This window comes from Deltaproteobacteria bacterium, assembly GCA_016709225.1.
Lineage (GTDB): Bacteria > Myxococcota_A > Polyangia > Nannocystales > Nannocystaceae > Xiheibacterium > Xiheibacterium phototrophicum.
The window spans coordinates 553,404-572,358 of the sequence record JADJEE010000012.1; the positions used below are offsets into that span (position 1 = coordinate 553,404).

An 18,955-nucleotide genomic window follows, 5' to 3' on the forward strand; every position below is an offset into this window, starting at 1 on the left:
CCCCGCGCCTCGACATCGCGAGGATCGATCACATCCCAGCATCATCGGGTTGGACAATCATGATCGCTGGTGCCACGCTCGTCCAGTCTCGCGAGCTCCGATGATGGCGACCTCCGTCCCCCCGCGCACCGTCAGGTCGGCCATCGTCGCAGCCGTGCTCGCGACCACGACGGTCGGCACGACGGCTGAGGCGGCGTCCGCATCGACACGGGAACCTCGGCCCGGTCAGCGCGTGGAAGACCCCGCGCGTCCCCTTCGCGCCGCGAATGCGCGGCTCGAGGGGCGCGGCAGCGTGGGGCGCCGCATCCTCTACCTCGCCTTCGATGGCATCGACGTCAATTGGTGCGGCGACGGCGAGGACGATCCCCACGACAACTGCTCGACGGTGATGCAGGGTGCCGTGCTGCCGTACCGCGGCGGCGCAGCCGAGCGCGCGGCGGTAGTGCAGACGGTCGCCGCCGATCTCATCGATTTCGACGTCGTCGTCACCACCGAACGTCCCGACGAGACGATCGACTACGACATGGAGGCGATCGGCCAGTGGTCACCGCCGGCTGGGGGTTTCCTCGGGATCGCGCCGAAGATCGATTGCTTCGACGGCGACGGCGGCGATCTCAGCTTCACGCTCGATCCGCCCGAGCTGCAGCCGGCCGACGTCGCCAAGGTCGTGCTGCAGGAGCTCGCCCACACCTGGGGCCTCGAGCACGTCGACTCGACCGGCGACATCCTCTACCCCACCGTCGGCAACGCGCCCGATCCGAAGTTCGAGGATCAGTGCAGTCCGATCGTCTACGAGCCCAACCTCTGCCCGCTGCAGCACCTCGAGTTCTGCGACGACGGCGAGCAGAACAGCTACCGCGAGATGCTGGCCCTGTTCGGTCCGCGCCAGCCCGACGACACCGCGCCGAGCCTCGCGATCGTGAGCCCGAGCGACGGCGCGCGCGTACCCAACACCTTCACGCTCGTGCTCGAGCTGCACGACGACATCGCGCCACAGAACTTCCCGACCTCGATCGCGTTCGTCGACGGCTTCGAGAGCTCGGTCGAGCTCGCGGGCCCGGGGGTCTTCCCCATCGCGCTCAACGACGTGCCCGACGGCGAGTGGACCATCGACATCCAGACCCAGGACGGCGCCGGCAACCAGGCCCAGGGCAGCATCACGGTGATCGTCGGCGACGGCGAGCCGCCGGCGGCGGCCGACGACTCGGACTCGGGCGGTGAGACCACGGGCGACGCGGCAACGAGCGACGGCACCTCGGCGAGCGACTCGACCGGCGCCGCCGGCCCACGCGAGCTCGACGACGACGGCGGTTGCGGCTGCCGCAATGGCTCGCCCCTGCGCGGGTGGTCGAGCATGTGGCTGCTGCTGGCGCTGTTCGCCCGCCGTCGTCGGCACTGACCAGCGCGAGGGTCGCGTCGGGGGCACCGCGACCGCACGCCAGCAGGCCCACCGCGACCGGTCGACGCATCAGTACGGCACTGCATCGAACGCCACGCTCGCGGTGACCCCGAGCACGGTGGTGCCGCGCTTGGCGTCCATCACGATGCGCCAGGTCTCGGCGCCGGAGCGGTTGGGCTCGCGCTGCTGCGCGGTGCCTTCCACCAGGCTCAGGCGGCAGCGGGGCACGAACCCGTCCTCCCACACGCCGACGTACTTCGATCGCGTCTTCAGCACGAACTTGGTGGTACCCGCGGTCTGCAGGTACGCGTCCATCGTCAGGGTCGTCTGCGCGCAGGTCTGTTGGTTGGGGCTGTTCACGAGATCGGCGTGCAGCTTGTAGTACGGCGTGCTCCCGCCCAGACCGCTCTGCGGGCCGCGAGCATCGGCCGGCACGTGCAGCTTGGCGACGAAACGCTTGCAGTCGCGAAACGACGAGCCGTACGCCAGCCCGCTCGACGACACCATCGCCGACGCGTTGCCGGCCGTCAGCGTCGCCTCGCGATCGGGCGCGGCGACGAGGCAAGGATTCACCGTGGGTGGATCGTTCGCAGTCACCGGCGGATGGGCGGGTCCCACGGTCGGCGCCACGACGGCAAACGGCGCGGCGGTGGTGAAGGCGGTGGCGAGGACGAGGATCGAGGCAAGTGCTTGTGCTGGCATGGTGCGTTGGGGGGCTCCCTTCGGCCCTGACCTGTGGAGTGCGCTGGCACCTCGTGTGACATCGAAACTTCGAACACCCGCTGCGGCCACGAGGGGTCACGCACCGCGGTGGTAGGCTACGGCGGCACCATGGACACGGACTTCGATGCCATCGTCATCGGCGCGGGCCAGTCGGGCCCCTCGCTCGCCGTGCGGCTGGCCCACGCTGGGCACACCGTCGCCCTCGTCGAGCGTCGGGGCCTGGGCGGCACCTGTGTGAACGACGGCTGCATCCCGACCAAGACGCTCATCGCCAGTGCCCGCGTCGCATGGCTCGCCCGCGAGGCCGCACGCTTCGGGGTGACGACCGGCCCGGTGGTCGTCGACATGGCGCGGGTCAAGGCGCGCAAGGATGCGGTGGTGCAGCAGTCGCGCGACAGCCTGCGCGACTGGCTCGGCGGCACCAAGGGCCTCACCGTGGTCGAGGGCCATGCCCGCTTCGAGGACGCGCACACGATCCGCGTCGGCGAGGGCGTGCTGCGGGCGAAGCGATTCTTCGTGAACGTCGGCGGGCGGGCCATCGTGCCGGCGGCGCTGGCCGAGGTGCCATGCCTGACCAACCACTCGATGATGGATCTCGACCGGGTGCCCGAGCACCTGGTCATCGTCGGGGGCAGCTACGTCGGCCTCGAGTTCGCGCAGATGTACCGGCGCTTCGGCAGTCGCGTGACCGTGATCGAGCAGGGCCCGCGCATCATCGCGCGCGAAGACAACGACGTCTCGACCGAGGTGCGGCGCATCCTCGAGCTGGAGGGCATCACGATCCACACGGCCACGACCGTTCGCGCCGCCCGCTCGATCGACGGCGACGTCGAGCTCACGACCGACGGCCCCAGCGTGACCGGATCGCACGTGCTGGCGGCGATCGGTCGGCGGCCGAACACCGACGACCTCGGCCTCGACCGCGCGGGCGTGAGCACCGACGCCCGCGGCTTCGTCACCGTCGACGACACCCTGCGCACGAACGTCGAGCACATCTGGGCGATCGGCGACGTGAACGGTCGCGGGGCGTTCACGCACACCTCGTACAACGACTACGAGATCGTCGCGGAGAACCTGCTCGACGGTGCATCCCGCCGCGTGACCGATCGCCTGCCGATCTACGCGCTGTACACCGATCCACCGCTGGCGCGCGTCGGCATGAACAAGACGCAGGCGCGCGCCTCGGGCAAGCGCGTGCGCATCGGTCACCTGCCGATGGCGCGCGTCGGTCGTGCCCGTGAGCGCGGCGAGACCCACGGCTTCATCGAGGTGCTGGTCGACGACACCCCCGGCGAGGGCGTCGGGCGCATCCTCGGCGCGACCATCCTCGGCGTCGAGGGCGACGAGGCGATCCACGGCATCGCGGACATCATGTACGCGCGCGCGCACCACTCGGTGCTGTCGCGGGCGGTGCACGCCCACCCGACCGTGAGCGAGTTGATCCCGACGACCCTGCAGCAGCTGGTTGCGCTCGAGTAGCCACCGCTAACGCATCCGCACCGCGTCGAGCACCGGGTCGCGCCCCGCGGCGATGTCCGCCCGTGTCACACGGATCGGGATGTCCGCCAGCGTCGGTCCCTGGCCCAGCTCGGGTACCGGCCGCGTCATCCACGAGCCCGCGAGGGTGAACGCCACGTCGGTGTCCGGCACGTCGAACGACAGCATGTCGCCGGTGCTATTGCGCAGGGCCCCGGTCTCGTCGCCGACGGTGACGCCGAGACCGTTGTCGACGATCTCACCGACGAAGAGCTGGGCGCTGGAGTAGGTCGTCGGCGATACCAGCACGTAGACGTCGCCGGTGAACCTCTGCTCCGGCGCGACCGCGGGCACCAGCGCTCCGATCCCCGTCGACAGCGCCGCGCCCGGCACCTCGAACGTGGGCCCGTCGAGCGCCACGCCGAACGCCTCGAGCAGCCCGAGGAAGCTGGGGTCCGCGTAGATCGGCGCCTGCTCGACGAGCGCGTCCGACCGCCGCGCGCTCACCGAGAACGACGCCACCTCGGGTGCGAGCCAGGCCAGGAACGCGTAGGCCACGGTCACGTCGCCGCCCCCGTTGTAGCGCAGGTCGATCGCGATCTTGCCGACGTCCTGGGCATGGACCTCGGCCATGAAGGCAGCGAGCGTCGCCTGGTAGTTCGCGTCGTAGACACACGCGTCGAGGTGGAAGACGCCGAGGTCGTGCTCGGCCTCGATCGTCCAACCGACCGTGGCGCGCTGGGGCGCCGGGTCGACGACGAGCCCGTCCTCGAGCGGAAGATCGAAGCTCAGCCGCTCGCCGTCGCGCTCGATCGCCACCGTGACGCGACCATCTTCGATCATGCCCATCGGCTCGAGCCAGTCCTGTCGCGGCACGCGGCGTGGGCCGGCGTGGCGGAGGTAGGCGTCGCCGTCCCGACTGACGTGGGCCGCGAGGTCGGCGAGGATCGTGTCGGCCGAGCGCCCGCCGATCGAGACGATCGCGTCGCCGGGCTTCAGCACGTCGGTCGCCCTCGCGACGACGGGCCCCTCGTCGAGCCACGCGATCGGCAGGTCAATCGAAGCGACGGGTGCGCCCGCGCGCAGGCCGACGGTGCTGTGGCCATCGCCGAGCGCGACGAGCACGCGGCCCACGAGCAGCTCGAACTCCGCGTCGGTGTCGACCTGGTCGACCTCGGCACGGGCGGCCGCCACCGCGGCCTCGAGCGCCGGCGAACGGCCATCGAGGGTGCTGCGATGCACGGCGTCGATGGTGCCGATCACGTCGTCGAGGGCGGGCGCGTACACCCCGGGTTCCTCGACGCCGGTGCTCGACGCGTCGTCGAGGTCGGCCTCGGCGCCGCTGCAGGCGACCAGCGAGGGTGACAGGAGAGACACGAGCAGAACCGAGGTGCGCATGGTGGAACGTCCTGGGACGTTGGGCGGAACACCGCGCGACGCGTGGCTCGTCACCGACGCACGCGCGCAGCAGTTGCCGCGGCCGCGCGGCATCCATGCGCGCTTCGGCGCGAGCGCGATTGTGCGGGGCCGCGACCGCCCCTAGTGGACCGATCGACGAGCGCCCCCTGCGGACCCCGTCGGACGGCCCGCGCGCTCCAGCCTGCGCGATCCGTCCGCCGTATCAGCGGCGCGCCGGCGGCGGAGGTCCCGGCGGCTGGTGGATCGCAACGGAGGTCGAGGTGTTGTTGCCCTCGTCGCAGGTGGTACGCCCCGATGTGCTGGGCTGGCGCCGCGATCGCGTGCCCGAGCGACCGACCGGATCGCCGGTGCAGATCCGACCGGATTGGATCTGCGAAATCGTGTCGCCGGCCAACGCGAACACCGACACGGTCAAGAAGCTCCGCATCCATCACGACGCCGAGGTGACCCACTACTGGCTGGTCGATCCGCGCGACTGTACGGTCACCGTCATGCGCTGGAGCGCCGCTGGCTACACCACGATCCTCCGTGCGGAGCGGGGCGAGACCGTGCGCCCCGAGCCCTTCGACGCGATCGAGCTCGTGGTCGGCACGCTGTTCGGCGACGACCCCGAGTAGCCGTCGGGCGTGCCGACCTGGTTCGAACGCACGACCGGGCGCGGGCTCGAGCGGCGCCCACGGCCGACCGACATCTGTGGCACCCTTCGAAATTGGTGCAGCGGCGTCAGTTCGGCTCGTCTCGTCGAGACCTCGCGGTCGGGTTCGCCCTGCTCGTGGCGGTGATGGGCAACGCCGCGTGCACCCGCGCCGCGCCACCCTCGGACGGTCCCCCGCCCCGCGTCCGTGTCGACGACGCTCGCTCGCCGTGCGCACGCTTCTGCGACCGCCTTGGCGCGTGCGACGTGCCGGCATTCATCGGCGCGGCCGCGTGCACGCGCAACTGCGAGGACGATGCGCGGCAGCGCGAAGGCCCGTGCCGCGCACCGCGTCTGGCCTACGAGGCCTGCGTCGAGGCGCTGGCGTGCCCCGACGTGCGGGTTGCCCACGGCCTCGCCGGCGACCAACCCGGGCCCTGCGCGGCACAGCGCCAGGCGGTGATCGACTGCGAGCCGAGCGAACCGACGCCGTTCATCGACTTTCAGTTCTGACGCCGGGATCGAGCACGAGCGGCGGGACGAGTCCGAGGATGGCCCCGATCCACGTCGAGATCAGCCCGGGCGAAACGCCACCGGAAACACGACCTCGACGCTGCCGCCGCCCTCGGGCTTGGGATACTTCCAGCGGCGCGCCGCCTTGACCATGCACGCCGCCACGGCCGTGCCCGCCTTGCCCGCGAGCGTGGACGCCCGGAGCGACGCCTCGGAGACCGACCCGTCCTCGGCGATGGTGAACGCCAGCGTGACCTCGCCCGCGAGCGCCGTGTCGCGCACGAGGCCTTGGTTGTAGCAGAACCGCAGCTCGTTGATGTGCGCGCGCAGGACGCGGCGCACCACGTCGCGATGCAGGCCCTTGTCGACCGTCACCGCGCCCTGCCGCACCTGCGGCCCTCCGCCGACGCTCTCGCGCGGCGCGACACGATCGCGCAGGCCCGCGTCGAAGGCCTTGCCCGGCTCGACGTCCTCGACCGCGAAGTGGCTCGCGTCCGCGCCCGCGAGCAGCTCGAGCACGACGCGCTCGCGGTCGTCTCGGCTCGCGCCGCTACTCGCGGGCGCGGGCCCGTGCGGCAGCGACGGCGCGGGCGCGGCCACGGGCGTCGGCTCGGGCGTCGCCGCGGGCGTTGGCTCGGCGTCGACGACGGCTGCCGGCCCGGCCTCGCCCACCGGTGTCGGCGCGGCCTTGGCGGGTGCGGGCGACGCGGGCGTCGGCCTGGCTTCGCATGCGAGCACGAGGCCGAGGATCGCGAGGCACCTCATGGGGCCTCCAGCAGCGCGGGATCGAGGATCGCGAGCATCGTTCCGAGTGCGGCGCGGTCCTGGGCCGAGACCTCGGTCTTCTGCGCGGGCGCGAACAGGATGTCGCCGATGCCGGCGCGCGATCGTTTCTGATCCTGGAACGTCTGCACCACCAGCTCGCCTTCGGGCAGCAGCCCCTCGAGCGCAGCCAGCTCGTCCAATTTTCTGCGTGCGTCCGGGTGGCTCTCGCCCTCGCGCAGCGGCCGGATCCACGTGCGCTCGTCGCCGCGCTCGCGCACGGCGAGCGGCACGACCTTCTTGCTCGACACGACCCACAGATCGAGCAGGCGCTCGTCACCGACGATCCCGGGCGGTGTCGCAGGCTCGAGGTACGGATAGTAGGGCACGGGCGTGTCGAACGAGATCCGCATGGTCTCGGCCGCAAGCATGCCGTCACCCTTGGCCTGCTTCGGCGGGTCGTAGCGCATCGCGACGTAGAAGAACTTCATTGCGACGTAGTGGGCGAGCCAGGCATCGCCGTGCGGCGTGGTCGAGAGCCCGTGCTGCTCGAGCCAGCCCGACAACGCGGCGCTGTCGTCCGCCGCGAGCACGAACGCGGTGAAGCTGCCGACCTTCTTCTTCTCGAGCACGGTGACGCCGCGGCCGCCGAAGCCGGCACCGCCGCCGGTGCCGCCGCCCGCGCCCACGATGCCCAGCCCCCGCGCGATCGGCTCGAACGGGAAGTCGATGCGAAAGTCCTTGAGCAAGGACGGGTGCACCTTGTCGACCTCGGGTCGCGTCGGGGTCGGCACGACGAAACCGAACGGCTCGTCGGCCTTGCGAAACGCGACCTCGCGGACGAAGTGCTCGCGGTTCTTCGCCGCGTCGTGGACGATGATGACCTGCTCGTACGCCAGCGATGGCGTACGGTCCGCGGACAATCGCTTGGTGAAGAAGCCGCCGCAGGCCTGCACGCGTGCGGGGTCGATCGTCACCGCGAGCGCGCCGAGGACGGACGCGACGAGCAGCCCGGAGGTCAACGCGACGCGGAGCCGTGGCATGGCGCGTACGGTAGCAGCTGTTCGCTTGGGCGGCAGGCGCCGATCACGTAGCATGGGGCGCCGCTGTTGCTCGTGCTCGCGGCCCGGGTCATCCGCCACCGTCGCCACCGGCGGGTCGAGATCGGACGCAGAGGCCGCGCACCACGGCACCGTGCCTCAGGCTAGCTGCAGTCCCCGCCCACGCACTCGACGTAGCGGAACCACACCAACGCATCGATCGCCCCATCCCCCGTCGGTGCGTTCCATCGCGGCGGATCGGCCTCCCACCGCGCGCGCAGGCTGACCGCGGCGGCTTCGGCCTCCTCGAAGTATCGCCGTCGCTCGACCAGCAGCTGCTGCTCGGACATCGGGGCCTCGTGATCGCCGGCCGCGAAGCTCTGCGCGGCTTCCTCGAGCGCGGCGACCGTGAGCTCGATGGGCTCGACGTCGGGCATCGGCCGCTCGATGTGTCGCCACACGCCGTCGCGCCAGTCGAGCCGGTACAGCGGCACGAACACCTCGCCGTGATCGGCGACGAACTCGATCGCGCGCAGCAGGAACTCGAGGTCGTCCTCGGTGGCGTAGAACGGGATCGTCAGCCGCACCCAGCCGGGCTTGATGCCGTTCAAGCCGCGCTGGATCTGGGCCCGGAAGCGCTCGGACTCCTCGCGACCGATGCCGAGCAGACGGTGGCCGTAGGGCCCCGCGCACGAGCAACCCGCACGATTCTGGATGCCGAAGAGGTGATCGAGCAGCGCCGACACCAGGTCGTGGTGCAGGCCCTCGATGTTGAACGAGAGGATCGAGAGCCGCGGCAGCGAGATCGAACCGAGCAGCTTGATGCGCGGGTGACGATGCAGCCGCGCCAACGCGCGCGCGCTGAGCTCGGTCTCGTGGGCGAGGATGCGCTCGGCGCCGATCATCTGCTTGACGAGGAAGGCGGTGCCGGCCCGCACGTCGCCGAGGATCGACGGCGTGCCGCCCTCCTCGCGCTCGGCCAAGCGCTCGGTGTAGTCGACCGAGTCGTGGTGCGAGTCGGCGACGTACTCGACGGTGCCGCCGCCCGGCCGCTCCGGCACGCGCGAGCGGAAGAGCGCCCGGTTGGCGACCAACACGCCGGAGGCCTGCGGCCCGCCGATGAACTTGTGCATCGACAGGAACAGCGCGTCGATGCGGCGCAGCGGATCGTCGGCGCGCATGTCGATCGGCACGTAGGGGCCGGCAGCGGCGTAGTCGAAGCACGCGTAGGCGCCGTGGCGATGCAACAGCTCGGCGACGACCGGCACGTTGGTCAGCACGCCGGTGACGTTCGATGCCGCCGAGAAGCTGCCGATGCGCAGCGGACGATCACGGTAGCGCGTCAGCTTGCGCTCGAGATCGACGAGGTCGACGCGGCCGCTGTCGTCGAGTGCGATCTCGACCACCTCGGCGACCGACTCGAGCCACGGCAGCTCGTTGCTGTGGTGCTCGTAGGGGCCGATGAACACCACCGGGCGACGCTCGGGCGGGATGTGCTTCGAGAGCCCGTACTCGCGCTCGAGCGGCTCCGAGATGCGCAGGCCCAGCAGCCCGACCAGCTTGTTGACCGCCGCGGTCGCGCCCGAGCCCACGAACAACACCTCGTCGTCGGGCCCGGCCCCGACCGCGCGGTGGATGAGGCAGCGCGACTTCTCGCGCAGCTGCGTCATCACGCGGCCGGTCGACGACACCGCGGTGTGCGAGTTGGCGTAGAACGGCCGCACCCGGCGGATCCAGCCCTCGACGAAGTGGAGGTAGCGACCGGTCGCGGTCAGATCGGCGTAGCAGATCAGACGGCGACCGAACGGCGTGTCGACACACGCGCGTCGGCCGACCTCGTTGTTGCGGATGAAGGCCGCGACCTCCTCGAAGGTCTTCACGCTCGCACTCTACCCCCGAACGCCCACCGGAGGTGGGCCGGGGCATCCGCACGCCGCAGCCGCCCGCTAGATCGAGCAGAAGGCTTCGTAGTCGATGAGCTCGATCTCGCTGGGGTGCTTGCTGCACACCCGACAGCCAGGGTCCTTGCGCAGCTTGAGCGTGCGGAACTTGGTGCCCAGCGCGTCGAACACGAGCAGACGACCCGACAGGGTCTCGCCCACACCGAGGATGATCTTCACGGCCTCGTTGGCCTGCAGGGTGCCGACCAGGCCCGGCAACACACCCAGCACGCCGGCCTCCTGGCACGACGGCGCCATGCCCGGCGGCGGCGGGTCGGGGTAGAGGCAGCGGTAGCACGGCCCCGAGTCGGGCAAGAAGGTCGTGATCTGGCCCTCGAAGCGGAAGATCGAGGCGTGGATCACCGGCTTGCGCAGCTTGAGCGCGGCGTCGTTGAGCAAATAGCGCGTGGGGAAGTTGTCGGCGCCGTCGATCACCAGATCGTAGTCGGCGATGATGTCGAGCACGTTCTCGCTCGACAGTCGCGTCTGGTGTGGGATGACCTTCACATCGGGGTTGAGCAGCTGCAACGTCTTGCGCGCGCTCTCGACCTTGGGGATGCCCAGGCGCTCGATGTTGTGCAGCACCTGCCGCTGCAGGTTGCTCTCGTCGACCACGTCGTCGTCGACGATGCCGATGGTGCCGACGCCCGCGGCCGCGAGGTAGAGGCTCGACGGCGAGCCCAGGCCACCGGCACCGAGGAACAGCACCTTGGCGTCGAGCAGCTTGGCCTGCCCGGCCTCGCCCACCTCGGGCAACATGATGTGCCGGCTGTAGCGCTTGATCTGTTCGGGGCTGAGGCTGCGCGGTCGATCGAAGGCGTGGCCCGCGTTCTTCCACGCGCGGAAGCCCCCGGCCATCGATGACACGCGCTCGTAGCCGAGCTCGTGCAGCGCTGCGGCGGCGAGCGCCGAGCGGGTGCCACCGGCACAGTAGAGGATGATCTCGCGATCACGCTCGGGCACGATGTCCTCGACCTTCAGCTCGAGGTAGCCGCGCGAGACCCAGTGCGCGCGCGGGATGAAGCCCTGCTCGTACTCATCGCGCTCGCGCACGTCGATGAGCACCGGCCCGTTCGCCGCATCGAGCACGCGAGCCTTGGTCTCGTCGACCGAGATCTCGCGGATGCGGGCCTTCACGCGGGCGAGGTGATCTTGAAAAGTCGCCATGGATGATTCTCCGACACCGTACCGCTTTATTGCGCGGCTGGAATCCGACGAAGACCTTGGACCAGGTCGGAGCGCCGGTCAAACGCGGCCCTGCTGGTTCCCCGGCCGCAGGGGAGAGAAATGCCACGGCGCGGCCCCGCGAGGGGGTGGCCCCGGACCTGCGCGCCGCTGGCGCCCGCGCGCCGACGTGGGCCGACGCGACCGTGATCCGCGAGCGCCCTCGATGATCCGCACGGCAAGCCGGGACGCGTGGGGCAAGCGCGGGTATATCAAGGGCGCGCGAGTGTGCCTCGCCTTCGAACGTTGCCCGACAGCGCCCCCATCGATCCCCTCACCGCCGACGATTCGGCCGCCCTGCGACAGCTCGCCGAGGCGCGCTCACGCCTGGTCGACGAGATCCACCGTCGCATCGTCGGTCAGGCCCACGTGATCGACCTGTTGCTCGTGTGCCTGTTCGCGCGCGGGCACGGTCTGTTCGTCGGGGTGCCCGGGCTCGCGAAGACGCTGCTGGTCAGCTCGCTGGCGCAGGCGCTCGAGCTCGAGTTCTCGCGCATCCAGTTCACGCCAGACCTGATGCCCGCCGACATCACCGGCAGCGAGGTGCTGGAGGACGACGCCGACACCGGTCGTCGCCACTTCCGCTTCGTGCCGGGCCCGGTCTTCTGCAACCTGCTGCTGGCCGACGAGATCAACCGCACCCCGCCCAAGACCCAGGCCGCGCTGCTGCAATCGATGCAGGAGGGCCGCGTCACCGCTGGCGGCAAGACCCACCGGCTGTCGCCGCCGTTCCACGTGTTCGCCACGCAGAACCCCATCGAGCAGGAGGGCACCTACCCGCTGCCCGAGGCCCAGCTCGACCGCTTCATGCTGCAGATCGTCGTCGACTACCCCGACCTCGAGTCGGAGCGGCGCATCGTGGCGTTCGATCCCAGCGAGGCCGAGGAGCTGCGTCCGATCCTCACGCCCGCGCAGCTCATCGCCCACCAGGAGCTCGTGCGACGCATCCCGGTGCCGGCGGCGGTCGTCGATCACGTGGTCGCGCTGCTCCGCGCATCGCGACCGGCGGATCCGAGCGCACCCGCAGCGGTGCGCGAGCTGGTGCGCTGGGGCGCCGGCCCGCGCGCCGGTCAGCAGCTGCTGGCGGCGACCCAGGCCCGCGCGGCGCTCGACGGGCGCGCCGCGGTCGACGTCGACGACGTGCGCGCGCTGGCCTCGGCAGTGCTCGAACACCGGCTCGTGCGCAGCTTCGCGGCCGAGGCCCGCGGCGTGGGCACGGACGCGATCATGGCCGAGGTCCTCGGCGCGGTACGGGCGTAGGACGTCGGGATTCGTGGCGGCACCGCGCGGCACCTCGATCGCGGAGCTGGTCCCCCCGGACCTCGCGGCGCTGCTGCGCACCCACCCACTCACGCTGCAGCGACCGGTGTGGGGCCGTCGCCACGGCCGCCACGCGTCCTCGCGTGCCGGCCTGGGCCACGACTTCCGCGACCACCGTGCGTACGTGCCGGGCGACGACCCCCGTCAGCTCGACTGGCGCGCGGTCGCACGTCGCGATCGCCTGGTGCTGCGACAGACCGAGGCCGAGGACGAGCTCGCGGTCACGCTGGCAATCGATGTCGGCGCCAACATGGGCTACGGCGAGGGCGCACGCTCGAAGCACGCGATCGCGACCGCGATGGCTGCCGCGCTGGCCTGGGCCGCGCTGCGCCAGGGTGACCGCGCGGGCCTGGTGCTCGCCGGTGCGGGCACGCTCGACACCGCGTTGCAGCGCACCGCGGCCGGCAACGATCGCCTCGATGCGATCGCGCGGGCGCTGGGCGCAGCGCGACCGCTCGGCACCGCGCCGCTGCAGCGACTGCCCGAGGCGCTCGCGCCCCGACTGCCGCCGCGATCGCTGGTGGTGCTGCTGACCGACTGGCTCGACCTCGCCATCGATGGGCAGGACTCCGAGACGGTCGAAGCGGCGCTGCTGCAAGGTCTCGTGCAGCTGCGCGCGCGCCGGCACGACGTCGTGCTGCTGCAGGTGCTGCACCGCGACGAGCTGACGTTTCCCTGGCAGGGCGAAGGCGTGCTGCGCTTCGTCGATCGCAGGGGCACGCGCGCCGACCTCGAGGGCGCTGCCGCGGCCATGCGCGCTGGCTACCTCGAGCGCGTGCATGCCCACCTGGGCGCGCTCGAGGGCCGCTGCGAGCTGCACGGCATCGTGCACCACCGTCTGGTCACCGACGAGCCGCTGGCGTCGGCGTTCATGTCGTTGCTGGCACGCCTCGCCGGCCAGCCCGCGCAGGCCGACGTCGGGAGCGAGGATCGCCCGTGAGCCTGCTGGCGCCGGCGCTGTTGCTGGGCTTGCTGGGCCTGTCGCTGCCGATCGCAGCGCACCTGCTCGGCCGGCAGCCGCCACGCACCATCGAATTTGCCGCCCTGCGATTCCTTCGTGCCGACGATCCCGCCGTCACCCGACGACGCGCGCTGCAGGATCGGATGTTGCTGGCGCTGCGCCTGCTGCTGTTCGCGCTGGTGGTGCTGGTGCTCGCGCGCCCTGCCACGCTCGATCCTTCGGGCATCAGCATCGTCGCGGAGCCCCACGACGCGGTGCTGCTCGTCGACGGCTCGGCCGGCATGTCGCTGCGGGTCGACGATCGCACGATGATGCAGCACGCGGTGCAGCGCGCCGACACGCTGCTGTCGTCGATGCCGCCCGACACCCGCATCGGCCTCGCGACCAGCGATCCCGACGGCCCGCGCATCGAGCCCACCGCGGACCTCGACCGCGTGCGCGAGGCGCTGCAGGAGTGGGCCGATCGGGGCGCGCCACGGCTGGGCGCCTGGACCATGACGGACGCGCTCGCCGACGCCGCGACGCTGCTGCGCGACGCAGAGGTCGACCGCAAGCGCGTGATCTATGCCATCGGCGACGCCACCGCGAACGGGCTCGGCGGCCTGCCACGCGTCACCGAGGACGGCGCGACCGTGGTGCCGATCGCAGCGGTCGACGCCGACGTGACGCCGCCGGCCCACATCGGCATCACCACGCTGGCGTGGACCCCCGCGCCCGATCTCGACCCGCGGGCAGTTCGCATCCAGCTGCAGGTGCGGCGGGTCGGCGGCACCGAGGCATGGACGGTGCCGGTCACCCTCGCGATCGATGGCATCGAGGTCGCGCGCGGCAGCCTCGAGCTCGAGCCCGACACCGAGGCGCCCTTCGAGTTCACCCACGTCCTGCTCGGCGAGGCCCCGAACGCCGCCGCGACCGTGGCGCTCGATCTGCCGGCGGACCCGCTGCCGTTCGACGATGCGCGACACACCTGGCTCACCGCCGACGACGCGATCGCGGTGACCGTGATCAACGGCGACCCCAGCGAGCTGCGCGCCCACGACGAGGTGTTCTTCCTCGCGACCGCGGTCGGTGCGACCGATCGCGAGCAACGCCTGCGGCTGGCCTCGCTGGCCCCGGACCAGCTCGAGGCACGCATCCGCGAGCAGGGCGAGCGCGCGCTCGCGGACATCGACGTGTTGGTGCTGGCCAACGTGCGGGCCCCGGCCGAGGACATCGCCCCCGCCATCGTCGCCGCGATCGGCCGCGGCATGGGTCTGTGGATCACCGTCGGCGACCGCGTCGACCCCGAGGCGTACAACGCCCGGCTCGGGGCGGTGCTGCCGCTGCGACTGCGCGAGACGGTGGTGCTCGGCACCGCACCCGGGCGCACCGAGGCGCGCGTCGAGGGCTTTGCCGCGCCCGACCTCTCGCATCCGATCTTCCGCGGTCTCGGCGGCGAGCTCGGCCTCGCCGGCGCGCGCGTGCGCAAGGTGATCCTCTGCGATCCGGATCCCGGCCGCAGCGCCGCGATCGCGCTCGCGTACACCAACGGCGCCCCCGCGCTCGTGACCCGCGCGGCCGCCGGCGGACGTGTCGCGCTGTTGACCACGACGATCGATCGCGACTGGGCCGATCTCCCGCTGCGCGCCGGCTTCGTGCCGATGGCCAGCAAGGTGCTGGGCTGGCTCGGTGACATCGCCGGCGGCGCGCTGGCGTCACGGGTGTACGTCGGCGAGCCGCGCACGATCCACGGCAAGGGTGCACTGGTGGTCACGACGCCCGATGGCCGCGAGATCCCGGTCGCCGCCGACGCAGAGGGTCAGGCGATCTTCCGTGAGACCTTCGCGCCCGGGCACTATCGGGCCCACGACGACGATGCACTCAGCACGTTCGTGGTCGAGGTCGACCCCCGCGAGAGCGACACCCACTGGCTCGACCTCGCGGCCCCCGAGCTCGGCGAAGGGGCTCGGACCGCCATCGCGCGGCCGCAGTGGCGCATCCTCGTGCTGCTGGTGGCGCTGTTGCTGGCGATCGAGTCGCTCGCACGTCGCCCGCGCGCGGGCGCCCGCAACGCGTGAAGGGCCGGTCTCCGTCGAGACCGACCCTCCATGTCCGCGCACCTTTGCGACTGCAGCGAAGCCTGCGTCGGGCCTTAGCCGCCGCTGCTCGAGTCGGCCATCGGGACCCCGGAGCTCGAGCTATCGGCGGCGCCGGTGCTCTCCTGCGCCGTGGTGCCCGCGCTATCGGTGCTGGGATCGCCGGAGCCGGTCGTGAGGTCCGTTGCGTCGACGCAGGTGTTGGACAGGCACACCAGACCGACGTCGCAGCCACCACCGTTGGTGCACGGGCAGCTCTCGGTGCCGACCGGGCACACCGGCCCGGGATCGACGCAGAAGTCCGAGAGGCACTCGAGGCCCGGATCACATGCGCCCATCGGCGTGCACACGCAGGTCTCGGTGCCGACCGGGCAGCTGTCGCTGATGCAGATGTTGAGGTTGGTGTTGCAGAGGAACCCGGGGTTGCACGCACCACCGCTGGTGCAGTCGCAACCCTCGTGGCCCGTCGGGCAGCTGCCACCCGTGCCGACCTCGGTGTCGTTGTAGCGCTCTCCATCGGTCGTGATGAAGCAGCCGGTCATGGCCAGCACCAACGGCGCGGCCGAGCGCAACACGAACCCGAGACGAGGTGCACGCATGATGTCGATCAGACTAGAGCGGACTCGGTCGCTCTACAAGTCGGTTGTGATCGATTTTCCCGCTACGGCCGCGCTCCGTATGATCTGCGGCACTTTTGGTTTTGGTCGGCGAACCCGAGGCGTCGCGGGTCGGCAACGTCGGCGCCAACGCTCCACGTTCGCATGCGAGCGAACGTCGTGCGGCCGCGGCGACCCCCGGTGTCGCGGGCGGAGCGCCCGCGGTCGCTCACGACGGCGACGTCAGGGTGCGTCCCGCTGGCGCCCGCGCACGCTCGCATCGCATCCGACCCGGGCCCGCTGGGGACGCACGAATCGGCGCGTCCGACCTCAGGGCTCGACGACACGTTCGAGGCACACGATCTCGTACGGCGGTGGGCCCTCGCCGTGCTCGATCCGCCGGCCGAGCGCCCACGCCCGCAGGTCGAGCTCCGGGAAGAACGTGTCGCCCTCGGGCTCGGCGTCGACCCGTGTCAGATAGATACGATCTGCGATGGGTAGGGTTTCGCGGTACAGCGTCGCGCCGCCGATGACGTAGAGCTCGCATTCGCCGGCGGCGCGCGCGAACTCGATCGCCGCCGCGGTCGACGCGAACGCGACACAATCCCCCGCCGCGACCGCGGACGCGAGCCGCTCGGGCGCATGCGTGACCACGAGGTTCACACGCCCGGCCAACGGCTTGGGCAACGACGCCCAGGTCGCGCGTCCCATCAGCACATGATGACCCATGGTCTGCGCGCGGAAGAACTTCATGTCGCCGGGCAGGCGCCACGGCAGACCGCCGTCGCGACCGATCACCTGGTTGCGCGCGACCGCGGCGATGAGAGCGAGCAGCATCGATTCCGTCCCTGGCTAGACCGCGACCGGCGCCTTGATCGACGGGTGCGGGTCGTAGCCGACGACCTCGATGTCCGCGAGCGTGAAGTCGAAGATGCTCGCCGGCCGGCGGGCGAATCGCAGCTGCGGTAGTGCCCGCGGCGCGCGGCTCAGCTGTTCGCGGACCTGGTCGACATGGTTGGCGTAGATGTGCGCATCGCCGAAGGTGTGGACGAACTCGCCGGGCTGGAGGTCGGTGACGTTCGCGATCATCGCGGTGAGCAGCGCATACGAGGCGATGTTGAACGGCACGCCGAGGAACAGGTCGGCGCTGCGCTGGTACAGCTGGCACGAGAGCCGACCGTCGGCGACGTAGAACTGGAACAGGCAGTGGCACGGCGCCAGCGCCATGCGATCGAGCTCGGCGACGTTCCACGCGCTCACGATCATGCGTCGTGAGTCGGGGTCGCGACGGATGGTCTCGACCACGCCGGCGATCTGATCGATGCTCGCGCGACCGTCCCGCGCCGGCCATGCTCGCCACTGACGGCCGTAGACCGGCCCGAGCTCGCCCTCGGCATCGGCCCACTCGTCCCAGATGCTGACGCCGTGGTCGTGCAGGAACCCGACGTTGGTGTCGCCGCGCAGGAACCACAACAGCTCGACGATGATCGAGCGCAGGTGGACCTTCTTGGTCGTGACGAGCGGGAAGCCCTTGGCGAGGTCGAAGCGGAGCTGGCGGCCGAACACGCTGCGCGTGCCAGTGCCGGTGCGATCGGTCTTGACGGTGCCGTGCTCGAGCACGTCGCGCAGCAGGTCGAGGTAGGGTTCCACGGCGAGCGCGAGACTAGCAGGCGGTGGGCGGCGCGAGGGCGCCGACCCGCGCGCCGCCGGGCTCACGCGTCGCCGCGCAGCAACCGCTCGGCAAGCTCGGCGTGCGCCGGATACGGCGGCCCCAGCGGCGTCTCGGCCGGGGCCTCGCCGGGGAAGCGGCGCTTGAACGCGACCACGCGGGCGAGTGCGTGCTCGAGCGCATTGTCCTTCTGTCGCTCGAGCCGCTCGAGCACCTCGGTGACGAAGTCGAAGCGTCGACACACCAGCAGCGCATCGACGCCGGCGGTGAGCGCCGCATCGACCATCTCGCGCGGCTGCCAGTGGTCAGCGACGGCCTTCATCTCGAGATCGTCGGAGAACACCACGCCGTCATGGCCGAGTCGCTCGCGCAGCAGCGCGATGACGTCGGGTGCGAAGCTCGCGGGCCGCGTGCGGTCGATGGCCTCGAAGACCACGTGCGCGGTCATGATGCTGGCGACCTCGCCGGCGATGGCGGCCGCGAACGGCGGCAGCTCGACCTCGAACAGGCGGTCGAGATCATGGGCCAGCTTCGGCAGCGCGAGGTGGCTGTCGAGCTCGGTGTCACCGTGGCCGGGGAAGTGCTTGGCGCAGCACGCCACCCGCTCGGCCTGCATGGCTTCGATGAAGCTGCGCGCGTACCGACCGACGGTGGCCGCGTCGCGGGAGAAGCTGCGATCGCCGATGATCGGGTTGGCCGGGTTGCTGTCGACGTCGACCACCGGCGCGAAGTCGAGGCCGATGCCGAGCTCGCGCAGCTCGAGCGCGAGCGAGCGCGCCAACGCAGCGGTCGACTCGAGCTGCGCGGCCTCGCCGACGCGGCGCATCGGCGGCCACTCGGTCCACGGCTTGCGCAGCCGCTGCACGCGGCCGCCCTCCTGATCGATCGCCACCACCAGCGGTGCATCTTGCGGGGCCCGCTCGCGCATCGATGCCACCAGCTTGCGCACCTGCGCCGGCGCCTCGACATTGCGTGCGAACAGCACGACCCCGCCGATGCGCCCGGCGGCGATGAGCTCGAGCAGCGGCCGCGGACATTCGAGTCCCTCGAAGCCCACGAAGAGTGCCTGTCCGGGCTGCCACGCTGCCGTCGTGCTCGTGCGCATGACGAGAAGATCGACCGTAATCCGCCGCCGTGACAACCCAAAGCCGTCGGGTGACCCGCGAGGACGACGCATGTGCCGGGCGGCGGTCGTTTGCCGGCC

17 protein-coding genes are annotated in these 18,955 nt (G+C 71.3%); 7 read left to right on the forward strand and 10 right to left on the reverse strand.

Going from position 1 to position 18,955, the window contains the following annotated elements; genetic code table 11:
* Window positions 1–292: 292 nt before the first annotated feature.
* Window positions 293–1,399 (forward strand): hypothetical protein, encoded by a 1,107-nt coding sequence (locus tag IPH07_27280; protein ID MBK6921129.1) that lies wholly within the window; start codon window positions 293–295, stop codon window positions 1,397–1,399.
* A 69-nt stretch (window positions 1,400–1,468) separates the two neighbouring features.
* On the opposite strand, the gene IPH07_27285 is transcribed toward IPH07_27280, so the two are convergent.
* Window positions 1,469–2,101: a hypothetical protein gene (locus IPH07_27285; GenBank protein ID MBK6921130.1), complete on the reverse strand. Its 633-nt coding sequence runs from the start codon at window positions 2,099–2,101 to the stop codon at window positions 1,469–1,471.
* Window positions 2,102–2,230: 129 nt separating this feature from the next.
* Between IPH07_27285 and IPH07_27290 the strand changes: the two genes are divergently transcribed.
* On the forward strand, window positions 2,231–3,601 hold the full coding sequence (locus tag IPH07_27290; GenBank protein MBK6921131.1) for an FAD-containing oxidoreductase: 1,371 nt from the start codon (window positions 2,231–2,233) through the stop codon (window positions 3,599–3,601).
* 6 nt (window positions 3,602–3,607) lie between these two features.
* On the opposite strand, the gene IPH07_27295 is transcribed toward IPH07_27290, so the two are convergent.
* The gene (locus tag IPH07_27295) at window positions 3,608–4,996 is read right to left on the reverse strand and encodes a hypothetical protein (GenBank protein ID MBK6921132.1); all 1,389 of its coding nucleotides are present in this window, start codon (window positions 4,994–4,996) and stop codon (window positions 3,608–3,610) included.
* Between the two features lie 209 nt (window positions 4,997–5,205).
* On the opposite strand from IPH07_27295, the gene IPH07_27300 reads away from it, so the two are divergent.
* Both IPH07_27300 and IPH07_27305 read left to right on the forward strand, forming a co-directional pair.
* The gene (locus tag IPH07_27300) at window positions 5,206–5,634 is read left to right on the forward strand and encodes a Uma2 family endonuclease (protein ID MBK6921133.1); all 429 of its coding nucleotides are present in this window, start codon (window positions 5,206–5,208) and stop codon (window positions 5,632–5,634) included.
* Window positions 5,635–5,918: 284 nt separating this feature from the next.
* The gene (locus IPH07_27305; protein ID MBK6921134.1) at window positions 5,919–6,164 is read left to right on the forward strand and encodes a hypothetical protein; all 246 of its coding nucleotides are present in this window, start codon (window positions 5,919–5,921) and stop codon (window positions 6,162–6,164) included.
* Between the two features lie 60 nt (window positions 6,165–6,224).
* On the opposite strand, the gene IPH07_27310 is transcribed toward IPH07_27305, so the two are convergent.
* The 4 genes from IPH07_27310 to moeB all read right to left on the reverse strand — a co-directional run bounded on the left by IPH07_27310 (window position 6,225) and on the right by moeB (window position 11,073).
* Window positions 6,225–6,929 (reverse strand): TonB family protein, encoded by a 705-nt coding sequence (locus tag IPH07_27310; GenBank protein ID MBK6921135.1) that lies wholly within the window; start codon window positions 6,927–6,929, stop codon window positions 6,225–6,227.
* Entirely contained in the window at window positions 6,926–7,969 is a 1,044-nt protein-coding gene (locus tag IPH07_27315) for a DUF2330 domain-containing protein (protein MBK6921136.1), read from the reverse strand. Before IPH07_27315 ends, IPH07_27310 begins: the two co-directional genes overlap by 4 nt.
* Window positions 7,970–8,130: 161 nt before the next feature.
* On the reverse strand, window positions 8,131–9,846 hold the full coding sequence (locus IPH07_27320) for an aminotransferase class V-fold PLP-dependent enzyme (protein ID MBK6921137.1): 1,716 nt from the start codon (window positions 9,844–9,846) through the stop codon (window positions 8,131–8,133).
* Window positions 9,847–9,912: 66 nt separating this feature from the next.
* Window positions 9,913–11,073 carry a molybdopterin-synthase adenylyltransferase MoeB gene (gene moeB, locus IPH07_27325; GenBank protein MBK6921138.1) on the reverse strand — a complete coding sequence of 387 codons (1,161 nt, stop codon included), beginning with the start codon at window positions 11,071–11,073 and terminating at the stop codon, window positions 9,913–9,915.
* A 303-nt stretch (window positions 11,074–11,376) separates the two neighbouring features.
* Between moeB and IPH07_27330 the strand changes: the two genes are divergently transcribed.
* Genes IPH07_27330 through IPH07_27340 form a run of 3 tightly spaced genes read left to right on the forward strand, consistent with a single transcriptional unit; the run spans window position 11,377 to window position 15,468 of the window.
* Window positions 11,377–12,390, forward strand: a complete 1,014-nt coding sequence (locus IPH07_27330; protein ID MBK6921139.1) for a MoxR family ATPase — start codon at window positions 11,377–11,379, stop codon at window positions 12,388–12,390.
* Between the two features lie 13 nt (window positions 12,391–12,403).
* Complete coding sequence (locus IPH07_27335) at window positions 12,404–13,390, forward strand: DUF58 domain-containing protein (protein MBK6921140.1); 987 nt, start codon at window positions 12,404–12,406, stop codon at window positions 13,388–13,390.
* Window positions 13,387–15,468 (forward strand): VWA domain-containing protein, encoded by a 2,082-nt coding sequence (locus IPH07_27340; protein MBK6921141.1) that lies wholly within the window; start codon window positions 13,387–13,389, stop codon window positions 15,466–15,468. Before IPH07_27335 ends, IPH07_27340 begins: the two co-directional genes overlap by 4 nt.
* Before the next feature lie 74 nt (window positions 15,469–15,542).
* On the opposite strand, the gene IPH07_27345 is transcribed toward IPH07_27340, so the two are convergent.
* The 4 genes from IPH07_27345 to nagZ form a co-directional block, all read right to left on the reverse strand.
* Window positions 15,543–16,085: a hypothetical protein gene (locus IPH07_27345; GenBank protein ID MBK6921142.1), complete on the reverse strand. Its 543-nt coding sequence runs from the start codon at window positions 16,083–16,085 to the stop codon at window positions 15,543–15,545.
* Window positions 16,086–16,412: 327 nt separating this feature from the next.
* Window positions 16,413–16,919 carry a dihydrofolate reductase gene (locus tag IPH07_27350; protein MBK6921143.1) on the reverse strand — a complete coding sequence of 169 codons (507 nt, stop codon included), beginning with the start codon at window positions 16,917–16,919 and terminating at the stop codon, window positions 16,413–16,415.
* Window positions 16,920–16,934: 15 nt separating this feature from the next.
* The gene (locus IPH07_27355; protein MBK6921144.1) at window positions 16,935–17,732 is read right to left on the reverse strand and encodes a thymidylate synthase; all 798 of its coding nucleotides are present in this window, start codon (window positions 17,730–17,732) and stop codon (window positions 16,935–16,937) included.
* Between the two features lie 62 nt (window positions 17,733–17,794).
* Window positions 17,795–18,856, reverse strand: a complete 1,062-nt coding sequence (gene nagZ / locus IPH07_27360; GenBank protein ID MBK6921145.1) for a beta-N-acetylhexosaminidase — start codon at window positions 18,854–18,856, stop codon at window positions 17,795–17,797.
* Between the last annotated feature and the right edge of the window lie 99 nt (window positions 18,857–18,955).